This is a genomic window from Aquimarina intermedia, assembly GCF_008124785.1.
Lineage (GTDB): Bacteria > Bacteroidota > Bacteroidia > Flavobacteriales > Flavobacteriaceae > Aquimarina > Aquimarina intermedia.
Genome location: NZ_VNHU01000004.1, coordinates 1 through 16,234 on the forward strand (window position 1 = coordinate 1; position 16,234 = coordinate 16,234).

The following is a 16,234-nucleotide window of genomic DNA, read 5'->3' on the forward strand; positions in this document are numbered from 1 at the left end:
TTTTTTTCATAATTTCAAGCTTTATATATTTAACCTCTCCTAAAGGTAGCTAATACAATTAAAATCAAAAAGCTACCTTTAGGTTTAGTTCAACAACAACTATAAGAAGTATTTTTTAAAAATCTTAATTGTATCGCTCTTTACTAGCACATTAGTCGGAATTTTTGTTTTCCTTTTAGGTGACTTAGGAGAAACTGAAGTTCGACTTTTATTTACAACCTTAACAATCGGTGGCTACAGTCTTACCGAGCTTTGTAGTTCAACAATTCAATACAGAAATAAACTAAAAGTCTTATCTTAGGTAGGAATGCTAATTTCAGTTCTAGGCTTTTTAGTGACAATTGCAGCCATATGGGAACTTATTGATTTTAATGATATATGGCTCCTAGTTATTGTATTTATTATTCTTACAGTAGCAATTGCACACGTATCGCTTTTGCTTCAGATACGTCCAAGAACAAATACTACCAAATATTCATAAATCGTGATGATCCTTTTTATTTCAATAGTTGGACTAATGCTAATTAAATTGACCTTTAGCGAATTTAATGAAAGTGAATTTTACTTTAGACTCTTAGGAGTGTTTGCCATTCTTGACATTTTAGGGACTATTGCAACGCCCGTACTAAATAATATTAGAGGTACTACCGCCAATAATTAAGCCTTCATATGGCCGCTATGACCAAGCATAAATACGGTATTGACTCATCCGGGCCAATATTTTTTTGTATGGAGATTGCTACCAGTTTCTATAGATCTTTTTCATGCATCTATATTATTGTCTCCTTTCTTGAACTTTTACCTTCTGCCTAGTCCCTCTTGACTGGCATTGGTTTATCTTAAATAAAATCTGTAGCTTAGGCTCAATTACAACCCACTACCTACCCTACTTAGAAATTTAAGGATAGTGAATAGTAAAAGAACTCTATAGTTACTTTAGGTGATTAAATATTATTTCTAGCAAACATTTTGAAAAGGACCAAACAATAAATGGACTATCAAACATACAATCCACATACTGACTTAAAATCACTTGTTAGTTGCTTTTGGACTTTGAAAGTACCAACGCAAACCGAACCACAAAAACAACGAATTGTACCAGACGGCTGTATTGAAATGGCGTTTATTCTTGGAGACGACATAAGGAGGTACACTTCCGAAAATGAATTTATACTACAACCTCGTGCAATGGTACTCGGACAAACAATTGAACCTTTTTTCATTGAACCAACAGGGTTTGTGAATACATTTGCTGTCCGATTTTATCCTTTTGGATTTGCAAACTTTGTTTCTGAACCAATCAAAAACTTGGTAAATAAAGAAACGCCAATACAACAACTTTTTGGAATACAAGCGGCAAATGATTTAGAACAAAAAATAATCAAAGCGGTAAACACCGAACAACGGATAGGGATTATCGAGAAATTTCTTTTAAACAAGCTTAATGACGAAAAAACAATTAATTCAATTGTAAAAGACACCGTTGATTCCCTTTTATCTACCAATGGTAGTGCTTCAATAGCTTCAATTTTTAAAGATAAACCTTCAAAACGGAGACAACTTGAAAGAAACTTCAGAAAGCAAATCGGTGTTAGTCCTAAGCAATTGGGAAAGGTAATTCGACTCCAAACCGCTTTGAAAATGTTGCTTGACCCAAAGTCAGAAAACTTAACAGATATTGCTTATAAAAGTGAATACTTTGACCAAGCACACTTCATAAAGGACTTTAGAGAATTTACAGGAATAAACCCTAAAGAGTTTCTCGCTCACGAAGGCTTGGCCCTTTCTGCTCTTTTTTATAAATAACTCATAGTGTCGCATTTTTACAATTTCAAGCAACTTTCTACTGCTAAATTTGTCCTGTAAACAACAAGTCGAAAAATGAAAGATATTATACTCATTACAATTATTGCCTTGACCTTTGGCATAGTATCCTGTAAAAATAAGGAGACTTCTGCTTCCCAACCAGACCCAGCTAAAGAGACTACATTAAAAAATGATACGAATATGAATAGTTTTATATCAATAGTTGAGATTCCGGCAACGGACATTTCACGAGCCATTAATTTTTACAAAGAAATTTTAGGTATAGAGATTGAAAAATTGAGTTTCCCAGAAATGGAAATGGGCTTATTCCTATACCAAGACCAAATGGTAACAGGAGTTATTATGAAAGGAGAAGGTTACGAACCTTCTGCCAGCGGAGTTACCATTTATCTCAATGGCGGAGATAACCTGCAAACTATTCTTGATAAAGTAGAAAAGAACGGTGGAAAAATCATTATCCCAAAATCACCTCATGCAGATGAGATTGGATTTTTTGCTATTTTCCACGATTCAGAGGGAAATAAAATCGGACTTCATTCGCCAAATTAAAAAAAGAGCGAACAAACAACAATATGTCTAAAGTCAGAGTAAATAGGTGCTGAGTCGAAAGGTCATTTTCTTTTTTGTAAAGGTGCCAAATTTTTATAAATTAAACAAGAAATATAAATACGCTGATTGATTGATTCGAGTGTGTTCACCCTTGTTTCAATTCATACATTTGGTGTTGTGGATACTATCTGAAAACGTATAACTAAATGAATAAAACAATATTTGAGATTACTAAAATGGATTGTCCTTCAGAGGAAAATCTTATCCGAATGAAATTGGACGGAATTTCAAGTATTGCGAATTTGGACTTTGATATTCCAAACCGAAAACTGACTGTTTTTCACAGTGGAGAATCTGACCAAATCGAAAAGTCAGTTATCGAACTGAAATTAGGTGGAAAGAAAATCTCGACTGAGCAGACTGACAAAACGGAATTTAAAGAAAGTACAAACCAAAAAAAACTACTCTGGTCAGTTCTTGCTATCAATTTTACCTTTTTCCTAATTGAAATGACAACAGGGATAATCTCAAAATCAATGGGACTTGTTGCTGATAGTTTGGATATGCTTGCTGACAGTTTTGTTTATGGAATTAGTTTGTTTGCTGTTGGCGGAACTTTAATTAAGAAAAAGCGGATTGCCAAACTAGCCGGATATTTTCAAATAACACTAGCAGTTATCGGATTTGTGGAAGTTTTAAGGAGATTTTTTGGAGATGAGAAACTCCCCGATTTTTCAACCATGATTATTGTGTCGATTTTTGCACTTATCGCAAATGGAATTTGTCTATATATTTTACAAAAGTCGAAGAGCAAAGAAGAAGCTCACATGAAAGCCAGCATGATTTTCACTTCGAATGACGTGATTATTAATTTAGGTGTAGTTATAGCAGGCCTTTTAGTCAATTGGATGAATTCAGGAAAACCAGATTTGATAATAGGGACAGTAGTGTTTGGATTAGTAATCCAAGGGGCAATTAGGATTTTAAAATTGAGCAAATGAATAGAAAATTCAACGCTGAAAACCAAGCTAAACAGAAAAAAACTTATGGGGAACTACATTTCTATAAACAATTGTAATTAAAGCGGTTATTTAAAGTCTTCTCTTCAAAAAAATCTTCGTGCAGATTAAAACTTTTGTACTTCTAATTTGACCTTCTCCGGTTTAACTGTAGTAGATAATTATAGTCACAAGTGCCTAGCTATCCATGCGAGAAAATGCTTTAAAGGAAGTGGTGTTGTCCACGTGATGAAAAATACTATCGCTTTCACGAGCTAAGTGCTTCCAAAGCGTGTCAAGGTGCATAATGCAAGTGAGTTTAATTGGCGGATATTTCTCCCATGATTTCATAAAAATGAATGAAAATAGCCCAGATTCTCTAGGTATGACCAGTACCTAAAATGGGGGGAAGTCACTTGCTAAAAATTTTGTATTTTAGACGCCACAGCTTTGTGGTAATCTTGCAAAATGGATAAGTTAATAATGTATGGACACTGTGTTTCATATACCCAATCGTGGAAATAATCAGATATATGAAAACATTAATAATCGCCTATATAGTTTTATTTAATAGCGTCACTCTTGCACAAGAAATTTTTTTTGTGAAAGCAAAAAATGGACTTATTATAAGAGAATTACCCGATATTAAATCTAAAAGAATAGGAAAGTTCCGTGATGGTCATAAAGTTGAAGTTATTGAGCGTACTGACAAAAGTCTTACTATTTGGGATAGTCAAGAAGAAATAACCGGTAGATGGTATAAAGTCAGATCATTTAACCAATATCCATCACCTATTGTAGGGTATGTTTTTAACCAATACCTACTAAGCGTAAAAACTGAATCTAATAATGCAAAATTAATAGACACTAAAGATTACAAGATTATTATTTCGGAAACTACTGAGGAAGAATTTAACAATGTACCTATCGCTAAAGATTCAAGCCATTATTATATGGATGAAGTAGATTGTAAAAAGGCAGGCTACCTTTCGACAGTGTCTTCAAAAGAATTTAAGCTTAGGTTGGTAGATGATAGACAATTTACACTTAATATAGAAAGAATTGATAAGGATTGGGAAAATCAATTTTTCGGTTACACGTTTGTTCATTATGATACAGTTAGAAATCTATATGTGTTTTGGGAAAACTGGTTAGAAGCAGGTAATCCAATTATTGTCAATGGTTTGAACGGTGAAATAATAGATGTAATGGGAAGAAAATTTTCTTCTAGTACAAATGAAAATATTTTTGCCTCTTATGCGATTGATATTTGGGCAGGATGGACGCCTAATGGAATTCAAGTCTTCGAGGTTCAAAATGGTTCTTTAATTGAATTATATAAAATCGATCCAAGTTATTTGTTAGATGAAAACTGGGGACCTGTTGAGCTAAAGTGGATAGACGAATCAACAATTCTTATAGAATGTAAAGTTATAGATTCAAAAGAATCATTTTACAAAAAACTTGAATTCAGAAAAAAATAATGACTATTCAAACTAATAAAAAAGTTATGAACCAATCTGGATTTAATGGTTGCATAACGACTATAAAATAATAATTAAAATAGTCATAAAAATACTGATGAGATTATTGGGCACTTATATTATTCCAATAATATAACAGTCAAAACTATTAAACCGATACTTATGAAAACAATGACATGTAAACAATTAGGAGGTGCATGTGACCAAAAATTCGAGCGAATACTTTTGAGGAGGTGGCTGCATTAAGTAAAGTCCATGCTATGGCTATGTGGCAACTGGGTGATCAGGCTCATATACGCGCTATGAACGAAATGCAAAGTTTAATGAAATCACCTGAAGCAATGAATCACTGGATGGAGAATAAAAGAATAATTTTTGAAGCGCTTGAAAACGATTAATATATCTTAAGCCTTGTACATCTTCAACTAACAACTACGTAATATTCTCTTTTTATGTATTACGATAGTTTACTAAGAAATCCGACAGCATTAAGTAGATAGAATATCCGAGATTCTGAGTAATTCCTTATTAATACTATGGTCCTCTCGTAAACCTTTATCAAAATCGGTCTTGGTTATTTCGTTGTTTAGTAAGCCTACCATCACATTTTTTTCACCGTCCAATAGCAATTCAACCGCACGAACGCACAAGCGACTTGCCAAGGTTCGGTCAAAGCAAGAAGGAGAACCTCCACGTTGCATATGGCCTAAAACGGTTACACGCACATCATAATTGGGTAAGTTTTCGGTAACATAATCTGCTAGCTCATATACGTTTTTTCCTATCTTATCGCCTTCACTCACTACTACAATACTGGATGATTTTCCCGAACGTCGGCTTCGTTTTAAGGATTCAAGTAAACGTTCCAGCCCTAAATCTTCTTCTGGAATCAGGATTTCTTCGGCACCTGCTCCTACTCCGCTGTTTAAGGCTATAAATCCTGCGTCGCGTCCCATGACTTCCACAAAGAACAACCGATCATGAGAACTGGCAGTATCTCTGATTTTATCAATAGCTTCTACCACCGTATTGAGCGCAGTATCATATCCAATTGTAAAGTTTGTACCTGCAATATCATTATCAATAGTACCCGGAACCCCGATAATCGGAATATTATATTCTTCATTAAAGATCTTCCCGCCTTTGAAGGTACCATCTCCTCCAATTAAGACCATTGCATCTACCCCAATTTTCTTAAGGTTTTCTGCAGCTTTTTGTCGACCTTCCTTGGTTCTAAAAGCTTCTGATCGGGCGGATTTCAGAATGGTTCCTCCTCGGCTTATGATGTTACGTACAGAACGCGCGGTCATCACAGTATAATCTCCTTCGATCATTCCTTGATACCCTCGATAAAAACCAATACACCGCACATCATAATACGCACAAGCTCTCGCTACAGCACGAATAGCTGCGTTCATTCCCGGAGAATCGCCTCCGGATGTCATTACACCAATGGTTTTAATCGGTCTTGCCATAAATTACTGATCTTTTAGTTGGTAGTTTTTTTATTTGTAAAATTAATATACTCCGGACGTTTTTCAACTGCTACACTATCTTTTTTTACCAAAGATTCTTTTTCTTCCCGGGTAGCAAAAATCTTCTTCCATAACTCATTAAAATTATCAAAATCTACCGAATATGAAAGCCCTACACCTTGTGTATAACCGTTATTTTTTCCAATATATTGAATATCGTTTTCCCGATTAAAAATTTTACCACGCAACGTCCCTTGTTCATTAAACAAATACTCCACTTCTACGTTACCTACAACCACCGATTCACTTACACCGCCTACGGGAACCCCCACCTGTCCGTTTATTAAGATTCGATTATTAATTTTGGTAGATAAGGTAACTCCAAATTGATCTGAGGTTTCTTCGTCCAAGACACGGTCTCCCTGAGTATAATTAAGGCCTACCTGAAACTTATCATCTTCACCGGAAAAAATTCCATTTACCAAACTGGAAGCACGTTCAACCAAATTTCCGGTAATTGCATTCTGTCCCAACGTAAAGTCATTATAAAACTGTCCCTGTGTAACTAAGGATAAAGCTTGTAATTCTCTTGCTGACTCACTCTCCAAACGATACTCCAATTCACTTTTGACAATCGAATTTAAGAACGGGAATTCAATATTAAAATCCAGATCCGGTTGTACCAATTCACCTTTCAGATCCACCACTACTTCTACTGGAATCTTTTTATTAAAGGTTGCATTTTCTAACAAAACTGCCGGATTGGCTTCTGTTCTGTACACCGCACTAAGGTTTAACACAGCACGTGTTGGACTGCCATCCCAGTTAATACTTCCCCCGGATCGTACATTAAATACCTTCTCTACAAAAGCTCCGTATCTAAAATTGTACACACCTTCATAGGCATAAAAATCCCCCCACATGTTGAATTTTCCATTGGTATTGATTTCTATCAAAAGGGTACCGGCACCTCTTCCTTTTAGTGAACTCCCAGTATTTTTATCGATTACGATTTCAACTTCTGCGTTACGATTAACATCGAGATCAAAGTTCAGTTCGAGTCCCTTTACTTCTTCTATAATAATCTCTTCTCCTGCTAATCTTGCTTTTTTCTCTTCCGGACTTAAAAAATGGATATAACTACTCTCTCCCAGAGATTCTGATTCGTTCAACGGAATTTTAAAAACCGTTCCCTTCTCTGTAGTTGCATTAACATCAATTACCAATTCGTCACTGGGACCATGAATTTTTGCGTCTCCACTGATAAAAGCAGTTCCATAATACAATGAAAACTCATCCTCTTCGGTATCGAGCACTAATAATCGATCTGCGTCCAGTTTTAATCCCAAATACCATTTTGAGAATCTCTTATGACGAATAAAACCACCCAGAGTTCCTTTAGAATTATATTTGGTATCGGTTATAGCAATATCTTCAAAAATAAAGTTTTGCTTATTGAGCGAAATACGAGCATTATCCTCCAGCGCCAGATCCACGTTTAAATAGGGAATACGCAATCCGGCATTATTTAATACCAAATTTCCATTGATATTAGGATTCACGTAATCTCCAGTTACCGATGCTCTACCAGAAGCTGTACCTCTTAAATTATCCAGCACAATGCCGCCTAAGGCACTAAAACCGGACATATCAAGACCATTAAGACCAATATTCAAGTTGATATTAGAGCTATCTTCACCAACATCAATTCCCCCAATAGCTGAAAACGTTTTCACACCCGTACTATCGGTCAACTTCGTATTAATATTATACTGGGTCAAAGATTCATTACCGGCAACATTAAGTTTTAGTTCCCCTAATTTAGAAGTATTAATCTGTAAATCCTCAATAGTTATAGTGGAACTTGGAAAGTACACCCCTTCTTCCTGAAAGACTCTTAAATTTCCATCAACCACGCCCTTGAACCTCAAACTGTCAAGACTTGGTGTAATTTTATATAGATCTACATCGCTGAATACGGCTTTGATATCTTTGAAATCACTTCCTTTTGTAACACCACTTATCTCAATTTTCTCATTTTTGTGGGTAAGAGAGATAGGTCGAATCCGCACGGTTTCAAAACGATTGTCAAAGATGATCTTATTATCGGATTTGCTTTTGTTATGATTAGCGTACCAAGTATACCCCTTAAAAGTAAAGTCCGACTTTCTAAGTCCGATTACTGATTTATTATCCTCATTAATCGTGTGATAAAACTCTAAATTAAAATTGTCCTCGTTATTTGTACCACCCTTAAATTCTGAACGCATAAACAATGTATCCTTAAGAGTCACGTTAATTAAACTAAACTCTGAAGCATCATAAAAATTAGAGTCAATACTATCAATGGCTACATAGGTGTTGAAAATCGGATTCTTATTATCTACCTGTATATCTACTTTTTCGAATAAATTATCAAATGCCTTGATCGAGGGTGATTTGAACGTTAGTTTAAACTCAGAGTCGTTGCTTTCTACCCGCCCTTTGATAAAGGTATTCGGTGCAAACTGAATTTCGGGTAAAAAAACATCCACGATCTTATTGTAGATATTAAAGTTGAATTCCATAAACTCATCATCGGTTATGGCTACAGGTTCGAAATTGGTATATAAGCTGGCAATGGAGTTTCTGAATAAATCATATACATTCTCAAACCTGAACTTACCACGTACACTCCCCTGAATGATATCCGGACTGTTTATGCTGATCGTACGTACATTATCAGTATCAAAACTGGAAACCACCTCAAAATCTTCAAAATAATAGTCCGATTTCTGATTTTTGTATAAGGTTTCCTGAAAGCTGATCGTTCCAACCACATCGTTGATTCCAGATCCTTTCATATCCATGATTACATCTCCCTTAAAGATGGATAAGCTATCACGAGTAAATAAATTAAGTGTATTGAGGTCTATATACTCCACATTGGCAACAAAATCGTAGTTATTTATGGTTTTATCCATATCTACAACTCCGTTAAAAATCAACTGAATATTTGGATCATCAATAACTAAACGACCGTCAAATACAGGATCCTTTAATCCACCTACTACCGAGATATTGTTATATGTATAGCCATTAAATTCTAAAGCACTGATATCTCCTTCAATTTTGGTGTCCAGGTTCGCCAAGGTGAATCCGTTACCGTCAACATCAATATTAAATGCCGCTTTGCCCAACGATTCTTTTCCTAATAGTTGTCCGAGATTAAAACTTTCGGAAATGATATTTCCATTATACGTTGCGTTTTTAGCATTCTCTAGCTCTCCTAACAATACAAAAGCATAAATTTTACCTAACTGCGAGTAAAAATCCATGTCCAAATCCACTGCGTTGGGAGTAACCATGATGTTTCCCGTCCCACGAATACTACCAAACTGATAGAGTTGTTTGGGTAACGAAGAGCCTAGAATGTTTGGCAAAAGATTGACTAAATCGTAATAATTTGTCGTCAGGTTATCAAACTTACCATTAAGTTTAAAATTTTTAGGATCAGAGACTGCATTTCGTATATGCAAATCTCCACGAATAATGGTTCGGTCAAGTCCAAGAATATTCGCATCTATTAATTTAAAATCATTTAATGTCCCCCGTAAAACTGTATTGTCAAACGTGATGGTATGGTCTTTCCCAAATTCCTTATAAAAAGGAATAAGATCGTTTGTAGACATATCAGCTTCGGTAAAAGCAGCAGTAATATCAACTTTATTTTCAAAATCGGAAAAATTCTCTTTGGTATAGGAGAGCGCAATTTCTCCCATAATTTTTGAATCTTGAGTTTCCAGATTAAAATCTCTGAACAACATCTGTGTCTCTGTCAATGAGAACTTTGTTTGCAAATTACTTACATCCAAGCCTCGGGCTTCTTTTAAGGATAGCGTATTTGTCGTGATATAAAAATCCGGTCCGTCTACCTTCAGATCCTCCGCATCGATAACGATATCCGTAAAATCCAGCACTTCGGGATTAGAAATATTTTCATTCACATAACTGAACGCTCCGTTTTCAACAGTAACATCTTCTGCCGTAAGTACGAAACTCGAACGTTCCCGTTTTTTTTCGGTATTAAATTTTCTTACAAAAATCATAAGGTTATCACTGGACTCACCTTCATAGATTTTCATATTAAAATCCAGACTGTCAATTGCTACAGCACCTAATTCGGGCTGCCCCTTTGTAATTTCCTTTAGATTGAGAATAGAGCCTTCGATTGCTTTGGCATAGATAAGTGTATCCTTATGATGATCTCTTATAAAAACTTCCTGCAAATCAAGGTTACCGGAATAGGTCAAACCAATTCTGCCAATACTTAGATCGACATCGTATGTTTCATTGAGGTAATTCGTGAGTTTTTTACCAAAGAAAGTTTGTATTCCGGGAATCGAAAACAGAATCACCAGAATAGCAAAAATGGCAATTAGAACGGTAAGGGTTCTAATCAATATCTTCCCGAATTTTTTGATACGTATTATTGTTTTAACTTTGCTGACAATATTAACAATTTCTATGCCCTTTTCCTCATAATGAGTTCACAAAATATATACATCCTGGCAATTGAATCATCTTGTGATGATACCTCTGCAGCTGTACTATGCAACGATAAAGTATTGTCAAATGTTGTGGCAACACAAAAAATTCATGAACAATATGGTGGTGTAGTTCCAGAACTTGCTTCACGTGCGCATCAGCAACACATTGTACCTGTGATAGATCAGGCTATTAAGCAAGCAGGAATTACCAAAAAAGATCTACATGCTATTGCGTTTACCAAAGGTCCGGGTCTTATGGGTTCATTATTAGTTGGCACTTCTTTTGCCAAGTCCCTGGCGCTCGCTTTGAACATTCCGTTAATCGCGGTAAATCACATGCAAGCCCATATTTTAGCTCATTTTATCAAAGAAGACGGGTATAAAACACCGCAATTTCCGTTTTTGGCAATGACCATCAGTGGCGGACATACGCAAATTATAGAAGTCCGGGGTTATTTTGATATGAAAGTAATCGGCGAAACAATTGATGATGCCGTGGGCGAAGCTTTTGATAAAAGTGCCAAGATTCTCGGTTTTCCTTATCCGGGAGGTCCTTTAATTGATAAGTATGCTAAACTTGGAAATCCAAAGGCATTTCCCTTTACCAAACCTAAGGTTGACGGACTAAATTTTAGTTTTAGCGGACTTAAAACAGGGGTATTATATTTTATTCAAAAGAAAGTAAAAGAAAATCCAGATTTTATTACAACCAATCGTGATGACATCTGTGCTTCAATTCAATATACTATTGTTAATATCCTGACTGATAAGCTGAAAAAAGCAGTCAAGCAGACGGGCATTACTCAAATTGCTATTGGGGGTGGTGTATCTGCCAACTCCGGTATCCGAGAAGCTCTACAAAAAGCCGAACAAAATTGGGGATGGACTACGTATGTGCCAAAATTTGAATATACCACTGATAATGCAGCGATGATTGGTATTGTAGGGTATTTAAAATATCTCAACAAGGATTTTACCGATATGAGTGTGGTTGCCAAAGCCCGAATGAAATTTTAAAACAATCCTGAGACCATGCAATTATTTTACAGCACAGATCTTACAGAACAGGCTTCGACCTATTCATTTTCGAAGGAAGAAAGTAAACATATACATAAAGTCCTTCGTAAATCTGAAGGGGATCGTTTGCATGTTACAAACGGTAAAGGCTTGTTATGCAAAGGAATCATCACGTTTGCCAATGCGCAACGCTGTGATATCCTGATTGAGGAAACCCACCTCACTCCGCCCAAACCTTACCGGTTGCACATGGTGGTAGCTCCTGTAAAAATGAATGATCGCTTTGAGTGGTTTCTGGAAAAAGCTACAGAGATTGGTGTAGACGAAATTACGCCGATTCTTTGTGATCATAGCGAACGTAAAGTAATTAAACCCGAGCGTTATGAAAAAATTCTGCAAAGCGCTATGAAACAATCACAGCAAACCTTTCTTCCTAAATTAAATGGGTTGATTCCGTTTTCTGAGTTTCTTACGCAAGAGCAAAAAGGTATCTTGTGTATTGCACACTGCGAAGATGGTCAAAAACAAAATTTAAAAACCTTGGTTGTCCCCAAACAGGAGATCACCATACTGATCGGACCCGAAGGTGACTTTTCGCCTGACGAAATCCAAAAGGCACTGAATTATAAATTTCAACCGATAACGCTTGGAGCAACGCGCTTGCGAACAGAAACGGCCGCTATTGCAGCTGTTCACAGTGTTGCGTTTATTAATTCGTAAGGAATTAAACATGTAGTTTTAAAAATTTTTCGTGGAATTCAGACATATTTTTATCAGTATCATCTATAAAATATCGCTGCGTTAATAGTATCTAAACGTTAGCTTCCCTGATTAAATTTTTAGTACTTTTAACATCTAATTAGAGTTTGTAAGTGTATGAAAATTCTTTGTAGTCTCTTATTCATAGTTAGCATCGCCATACAGGCACAGGAAATTGCAGTATTACATTATAAAGGTGGTGGGGATTGGTATAGTAACCCTACTGCACTCCCTAACTTAATTACCTTTTGCAACAAAACAATCGGTACAGTCATTGACACAAAACCTGAGGTGGTAACACCGGATAGCTCTGATCTTTATAATTACCCTTATATACACATGACTGGCCATGGCAATGTCTACTTTAGTGAATCAGAAGCTCAGAATCTACGTGCGTACCTCATGAGTGGTGGTTTTTTACATATTGATGATAACTATGGGATGGAACCGTTTATTAGAAAAGAATTGATAAAGGTTTTTCCTGATAAAGAATTAGTAAACTTGTCTCCCTCACATCCTATCTTTTCAACTGCTTTTCCGTTCAAAGACGGATTGCCTAAAATTCATGAACATGACGGTAGCGCTCCGCAAGCGTTGGCAATTATGGAGAATAACCGTGTTGTTCTGCTATTTACTTTTGAAAGTGATCTTGGTGACGGATGGGAAAGTCCTGAAGTACATAATGACCCGGAAGACGTTCGCCTAAAAGCCTTGCAAATGGGAGCGAACATTATTAAATACGCATTTAACTACTAATGACCCAGCAATTACATCATACCTCTGATGCTTTTCAGAAAAGAGCGCATCCTATCGTTTTAATCTGTGATCATATAGGTTCTCCCGCTAATATTGGGAGTATTTTTAGACTTGCCGACAGTTTTGGTGTCTCTCATATTTATTTTATTGGGGAACATATTGCTATAGAGAGTAAACGTATGGAACGTACTGCCAGAGCAACACATAAAATAGTTTCGTATGATGTGCTTCCTGATGCTACCTCCCTGTTACCTGAATTAAGGGGTAAAGGATATGCAGTAGTAGCGCTGGAAATTACCGATACCAGTACACCAATCCATAACTATAAAATAAATCAGGAGCAACCCATTGCGTTGATTCTGGGAGAAGAAAATACAGGCGTATCTCAAGAATTATTAGCGCAGGCTGATACGTCGGTTCATATTAATATGTATGGCAACAATAGTAGCATGAATGTAGCAATGGCTACAGGCATCGCTTTATATGAATTAACAACACAACTTAACCATGTCTAACTCACCCAACCGTATTCATTCAAAAGCAATTACCCTCGGGATACTCAAAGCTGTAGGGGTACTTGTAGCTGTAGCTGTCGTACTTTGGTTTTTATACAAGATTCAGTCTGTATTGGTGTATATAGCCTTTGCAGCAGTCATCTCTCTTATGGGTCGGCCATTGGTAGTTTTTTTTAAACGCCGATTGCATTTTAGAAATACCATTGCAGTTATCTGTACCCTGTTCATAATTACCATTCTCTTTCTAAGTATATTTACGCTGTTTATTCCAATAGTTATCGAACAGGCTCAATTGATTGGTGAAATAAATATTGAAAATGTAGGTGATGATCTGGATCAGCTTAACAATCAAATTAGTGAATTCTTTGGAATTAATCGTCTTAGTTTTGTCGAATTAGTTAAGCAATCAGACCTGGTTAACTTTATTAATTTCAGGTCTATCCCAGATATGGTCAACTCTTTTCTCAACATCTTTGGTTCCGTAATGTTGGGCATTTTTTCTATTCTTTTTATCTCTTTCTTTTTCTTAAAGGACAGTCAGATTCTGGAAGGTAGTTTACTTGCCTTTGCACAACAGGGTGACGAGGGAAAATTTAGAACTGCATTTAACAAGATTAAAGACCTGTTATCAAGATATTTTGTTGGACTCCTTTTGCAGATCACCATCATATTTGTACTCTACACGATCTTACTTTTAGTTTTTGGTATCAACAATGCCATCGCCATTGCATTAATTGCGGCTATTTTTAATATCATACCCTATATCGGACCCTTAGTCGGCGGGATGTTTATTATTGTACTGGCAACAACCAGTAATTTGGGAATGGATTTTTCTACAGTAATCTTCCCAAAACTCGTCTATATCGTCATTGGCTATATGATCGTTCAACTGGTGGATAATTTCTTTAATCAACCTATTATTTTCGGAAACAGTGTAAAATCGCATCCATTAGAGATCTTTTTGGTCATTATTATCGGCGGTTTACTTTTTGGAATTGGAGGCATGATCGTAGCGATACCTGCTTATACTTCGTTAAAAGTGATTGCAAAAGAATTTTGGTCAGAATATAAGATCGTTGCTAAACTCACAAAAGATTTGTAAGTGAATACCAAGCTATTGCTCCCCGAAGTACAGGATTTTATTTTTAAAACCTCTAACGAGTCCGTAGATCTTACTAAACTGATCTTGGCAGGAAGTCCGTTTGAAGGTATTACCATACAAGAGCTGGCGCAACAAATTGCGGGTCGACAAAAGGCCTTACAAAAACTAAACTCCTGGGCCTCGTGTCGTGATATTATTTATCCGCCTACCCTTAATCTGGAACAAACTTCATCTGATACCACCGCAACTTATAAAAGTACATTGGTAAGCGGCGACTCCTTGATTGATCTTACTGGAGGTTGGGGTGTTGATGCATTTGCCTTTAGCCAACAAATACATCAGGTGCTTCATTGTGAACTCAATCCAACGCTCAGTGAACTTGCTACTCACAATTTTAAGATCCGTAAAGCAAACAATATTAAAACAAAATGCGGAGATGGATTAGAGGTGCTTAAAACAAGTGAAAAACTCGATTGGATCTACGTTGATCCCTCTCGACGATCAGATACAAAGGGAAAAGTTTTCTTTTTACAAGATTGTCTGCCGGATGTTACTGTGCATCAGGAACTTTTTTTTGAAAAAGCCGATAATATCCTTATTAAGACCTCTCCGCTCCTAGATCTCCAACACGGAATCGAAACTTTAAAGCATGTAGCTAAGATTCACGTCGTGGCTGTAAACAACGAGGTAAAAGAATTGCTTTGGGTACTAAAGAAGGATCACACAGGGTCTGTCAAAATTACCACGGCTAATATACACAAGCAAGGAACTGATATATTCACGTTCAAATACGGAAGTCGTACCTTACAACAAGTATCCTATGGATTACCTTCAGACTATTTGTATGAACCGAATGCCGCAATTTTAAAAAGTGGTAGTTTTGCTAACGTAGGAGAAACATACGAGCTTGATAAATTGCATCCCAATAGTCATCTCTATACATCCCATACCCGCGTTACCTTCCCCGGAAGGGTTTTTGAAATCATAGAGGTCATCCCGTTTTCAAAAAAAGAAGTAAAGGGACTGGGCATCACCAAGGCTAATATAACAATCCGTAATTTTCCTGATACCGTTGCTACGCTGCGTAAACGGCTCAAAATAAAGGACGGCGGAGAGGATTATTTATTTTTTACAACAGATCTTAATGAGCGAAAGATTGTAATACATGTCAAAAAAAATAGCGACGCAATCTAAGATTACGCCACTATTTTCACTAAATATAT

The 16,234-nt window shown here is 36.3% G+C and carries 14 protein-coding genes; 12 read left to right on the plus strand and 2 right to left on the minus strand.

Features of this window, described 5'->3' with window-relative positions; genetic code table 11:
* Window positions 1-517 precede the first annotated feature (517 nt).
* The 6 genes from BD809_RS15575 to BD809_RS15830 all read left to right on the plus strand — a co-directional run bounded on the left by BD809_RS15575 (window position 518) and on the right by BD809_RS15830 (window position 5,256).
* Window positions 518-661 carry a hypothetical protein gene (locus tag BD809_RS15575; RefSeq protein WP_170251802.1) on the plus strand — a complete coding sequence of 48 codons (144 nt, stop codon included), beginning with the start codon at window positions 518-520 and terminating at the stop codon, window positions 659-661.
* Window positions 662-990: 329 nt separating this feature from the next.
* Window positions 991-1,806, plus strand: a complete 816-nt coding sequence (locus BD809_RS07235) for an AraC family transcriptional regulator (RefSeq protein WP_148782311.1) — start codon at window positions 991-993, stop codon at window positions 1,804-1,806.
* Between the two features lie 75 nt (window positions 1,807-1,881).
* Complete coding sequence (locus BD809_RS07240) at window positions 1,882-2,376, plus strand: VOC family protein (RefSeq protein ID WP_148782312.1); 495 nt, start codon at window positions 1,882-1,884, stop codon at window positions 2,374-2,376.
* Window positions 2,377-2,582: 206 nt separating this feature from the next.
* The gene (locus BD809_RS07245; protein WP_148782313.1) at window positions 2,583-3,377 is read left to right on the plus strand and encodes a cation transporter; all 795 of its coding nucleotides are present in this window, start codon (window positions 2,583-2,585) and stop codon (window positions 3,375-3,377) included.
* A 530-nt stretch (window positions 3,378-3,907) separates the two neighbouring features.
* Window positions 3,908-4,858, plus strand: coding sequence for an SH3 domain-containing protein (locus BD809_RS07250; protein ID WP_148782314.1), 951 nt, complete (start codon window positions 3,908-3,910; stop codon window positions 4,856-4,858).
* A 260-nt stretch (window positions 4,859-5,118) separates the two neighbouring features.
* The gene (locus BD809_RS15830; RefSeq protein WP_246131459.1) at window positions 5,119-5,256 is read left to right on the plus strand and encodes a hypothetical protein; all 138 of its coding nucleotides are present in this window, start codon (window positions 5,119-5,121) and stop codon (window positions 5,254-5,256) included.
* Window positions 5,257-5,346: 90 nt separating this feature from the next.
* Here the strand turns inward: BD809_RS15830 and pfkA are convergent, their stop codons facing one another.
* Together pfkA and BD809_RS07265 are read right to left on the minus strand one after the other, a co-directional pair.
* Window positions 5,347-6,333, minus strand: a complete 987-nt coding sequence (pfkA, locus tag BD809_RS07260) for a 6-phosphofructokinase (RefSeq protein ID WP_148782315.1) — start codon at window positions 6,331-6,333, stop codon at window positions 5,347-5,349.
* Window positions 6,334-6,347: 14 nt separating this feature from the next.
* Entirely contained in the window at window positions 6,348-10,775 is a 4,428-nt protein-coding gene (locus tag BD809_RS07265) for a translocation/assembly module TamB domain-containing protein (protein WP_246131460.1), read from the minus strand.
* 81 nt (window positions 10,776-10,856) lie between these two features.
* Here BD809_RS07265 and tsaD point away from each other — a divergent pair, with 81 nt between their 5' ends.
* The 6 genes from tsaD to BD809_RS07295 all read left to right on the plus strand — a co-directional run bounded on the left by tsaD (window position 10,857) and on the right by BD809_RS07295 (window position 16,205).
* Entirely contained in the window at window positions 10,857-11,879 is a 1,023-nt protein-coding gene (gene tsaD, locus BD809_RS07270) for a tRNA (adenosine(37)-N6)-threonylcarbamoyltransferase complex transferase subunit TsaD (protein WP_148782317.1), read from the plus strand.
* A 15-nt stretch (window positions 11,880-11,894) separates the two neighbouring features.
* On the plus strand, window positions 11,895-12,599 hold the full coding sequence (locus BD809_RS07275; RefSeq protein ID WP_148782318.1) for a 16S rRNA (uracil(1498)-N(3))-methyltransferase: 705 nt from the start codon (window positions 11,895-11,897) through the stop codon (window positions 12,597-12,599).
* Window positions 12,600-12,755: 156 nt separating this feature from the next.
* Window positions 12,756-13,394, plus strand: coding sequence for a DUF4159 domain-containing protein (locus BD809_RS07280; protein WP_148782319.1), 639 nt, complete (start codon window positions 12,756-12,758; stop codon window positions 13,392-13,394).
* Entirely contained in the window at window positions 13,394-13,909 is a 516-nt protein-coding gene (locus tag BD809_RS07285) for a TrmH family RNA methyltransferase (protein WP_148782320.1), read from the plus strand. The genes BD809_RS07280 and BD809_RS07285 overlap by 1 nt, the downstream gene beginning before the upstream one ends.
* On the plus strand, window positions 13,902-15,011 hold the full coding sequence (locus BD809_RS07290) for an AI-2E family transporter (protein ID WP_246131461.1): 1,110 nt from the start codon (window positions 13,902-13,904) through the stop codon (window positions 15,009-15,011). Before BD809_RS07285 ends, BD809_RS07290 begins: the two co-directional genes overlap by 8 nt.
* Entirely contained in the window at window positions 15,012-16,205 is a 1,194-nt protein-coding gene (locus BD809_RS07295; RefSeq protein ID WP_148782321.1) for a THUMP-like domain-containing protein, read from the plus strand. It abuts the gene before it with no gap.
* The last annotated feature ends 29 nt before the right edge of the window (window positions 16,206-16,234 follow it).

Bases quoted from the DNA above. Each gene is read 5' to 3' on its own strand.
- BD809_RS15575 (WP_170251802.1), top strand. From the start codon at position 518: ATGCTAATTAAATTGACCTTTAGCGAATTTAATGAAAGTGAATTTTAC.
- BD809_RS07235 (WP_148782311.1), top strand. From the start codon at position 991: ATGGACTATCAAACATACAATCCACATACTGACTTAAAATCACTTGTT.
- BD809_RS07240 (WP_148782312.1), top strand. From the start codon at position 1,882: ATGAAAGATATTATACTCATTACAATTATTGCCTTGACCTTTGGCATA.
- BD809_RS07245 (WP_148782313.1), top strand. From the start codon at position 2,583: ATGAATAAAACAATATTTGAGATTACTAAAATGGATTGTCCTTCAGAG.
- BD809_RS07250 (WP_148782314.1), top strand. From the start codon at position 3,908: ATGAAAACATTAATAATCGCCTATATAGTTTTATTTAATAGCGTCACT.
- BD809_RS15830 (WP_246131459.1), top strand. From the start codon at position 5,119: ATGGCTATGTGGCAACTGGGTGATCAGGCTCATATACGCGCTATGAAC.
- pfkA (WP_148782315.1), bottom strand. From the start codon at position 6,333: ATGGCAAGACCGATTAAAACCATTGGTGTAATGACATCCGGAGGCGAT.
- tsaD (WP_148782317.1), top strand. From the start codon at position 10,857: ATGAGTTCACAAAATATATACATCCTGGCAATTGAATCATCTTGTGAT.
- BD809_RS07275 (WP_148782318.1), top strand. From the start codon at position 11,895: ATGCAATTATTTTACAGCACAGATCTTACAGAACAGGCTTCGACCTAT.
- BD809_RS07280 (WP_148782319.1), top strand. From the start codon at position 12,756: ATGAAAATTCTTTGTAGTCTCTTATTCATAGTTAGCATCGCCATACAG.
- BD809_RS07285 (WP_148782320.1), top strand. From the start codon at position 13,394: ATGACCCAGCAATTACATCATACCTCTGATGCTTTTCAGAAAAGAGCG.
- BD809_RS07290 (WP_246131461.1), top strand. From the start codon at position 13,902: ATGTCTAACTCACCCAACCGTATTCATTCAAAAGCAATTACCCTCGGG.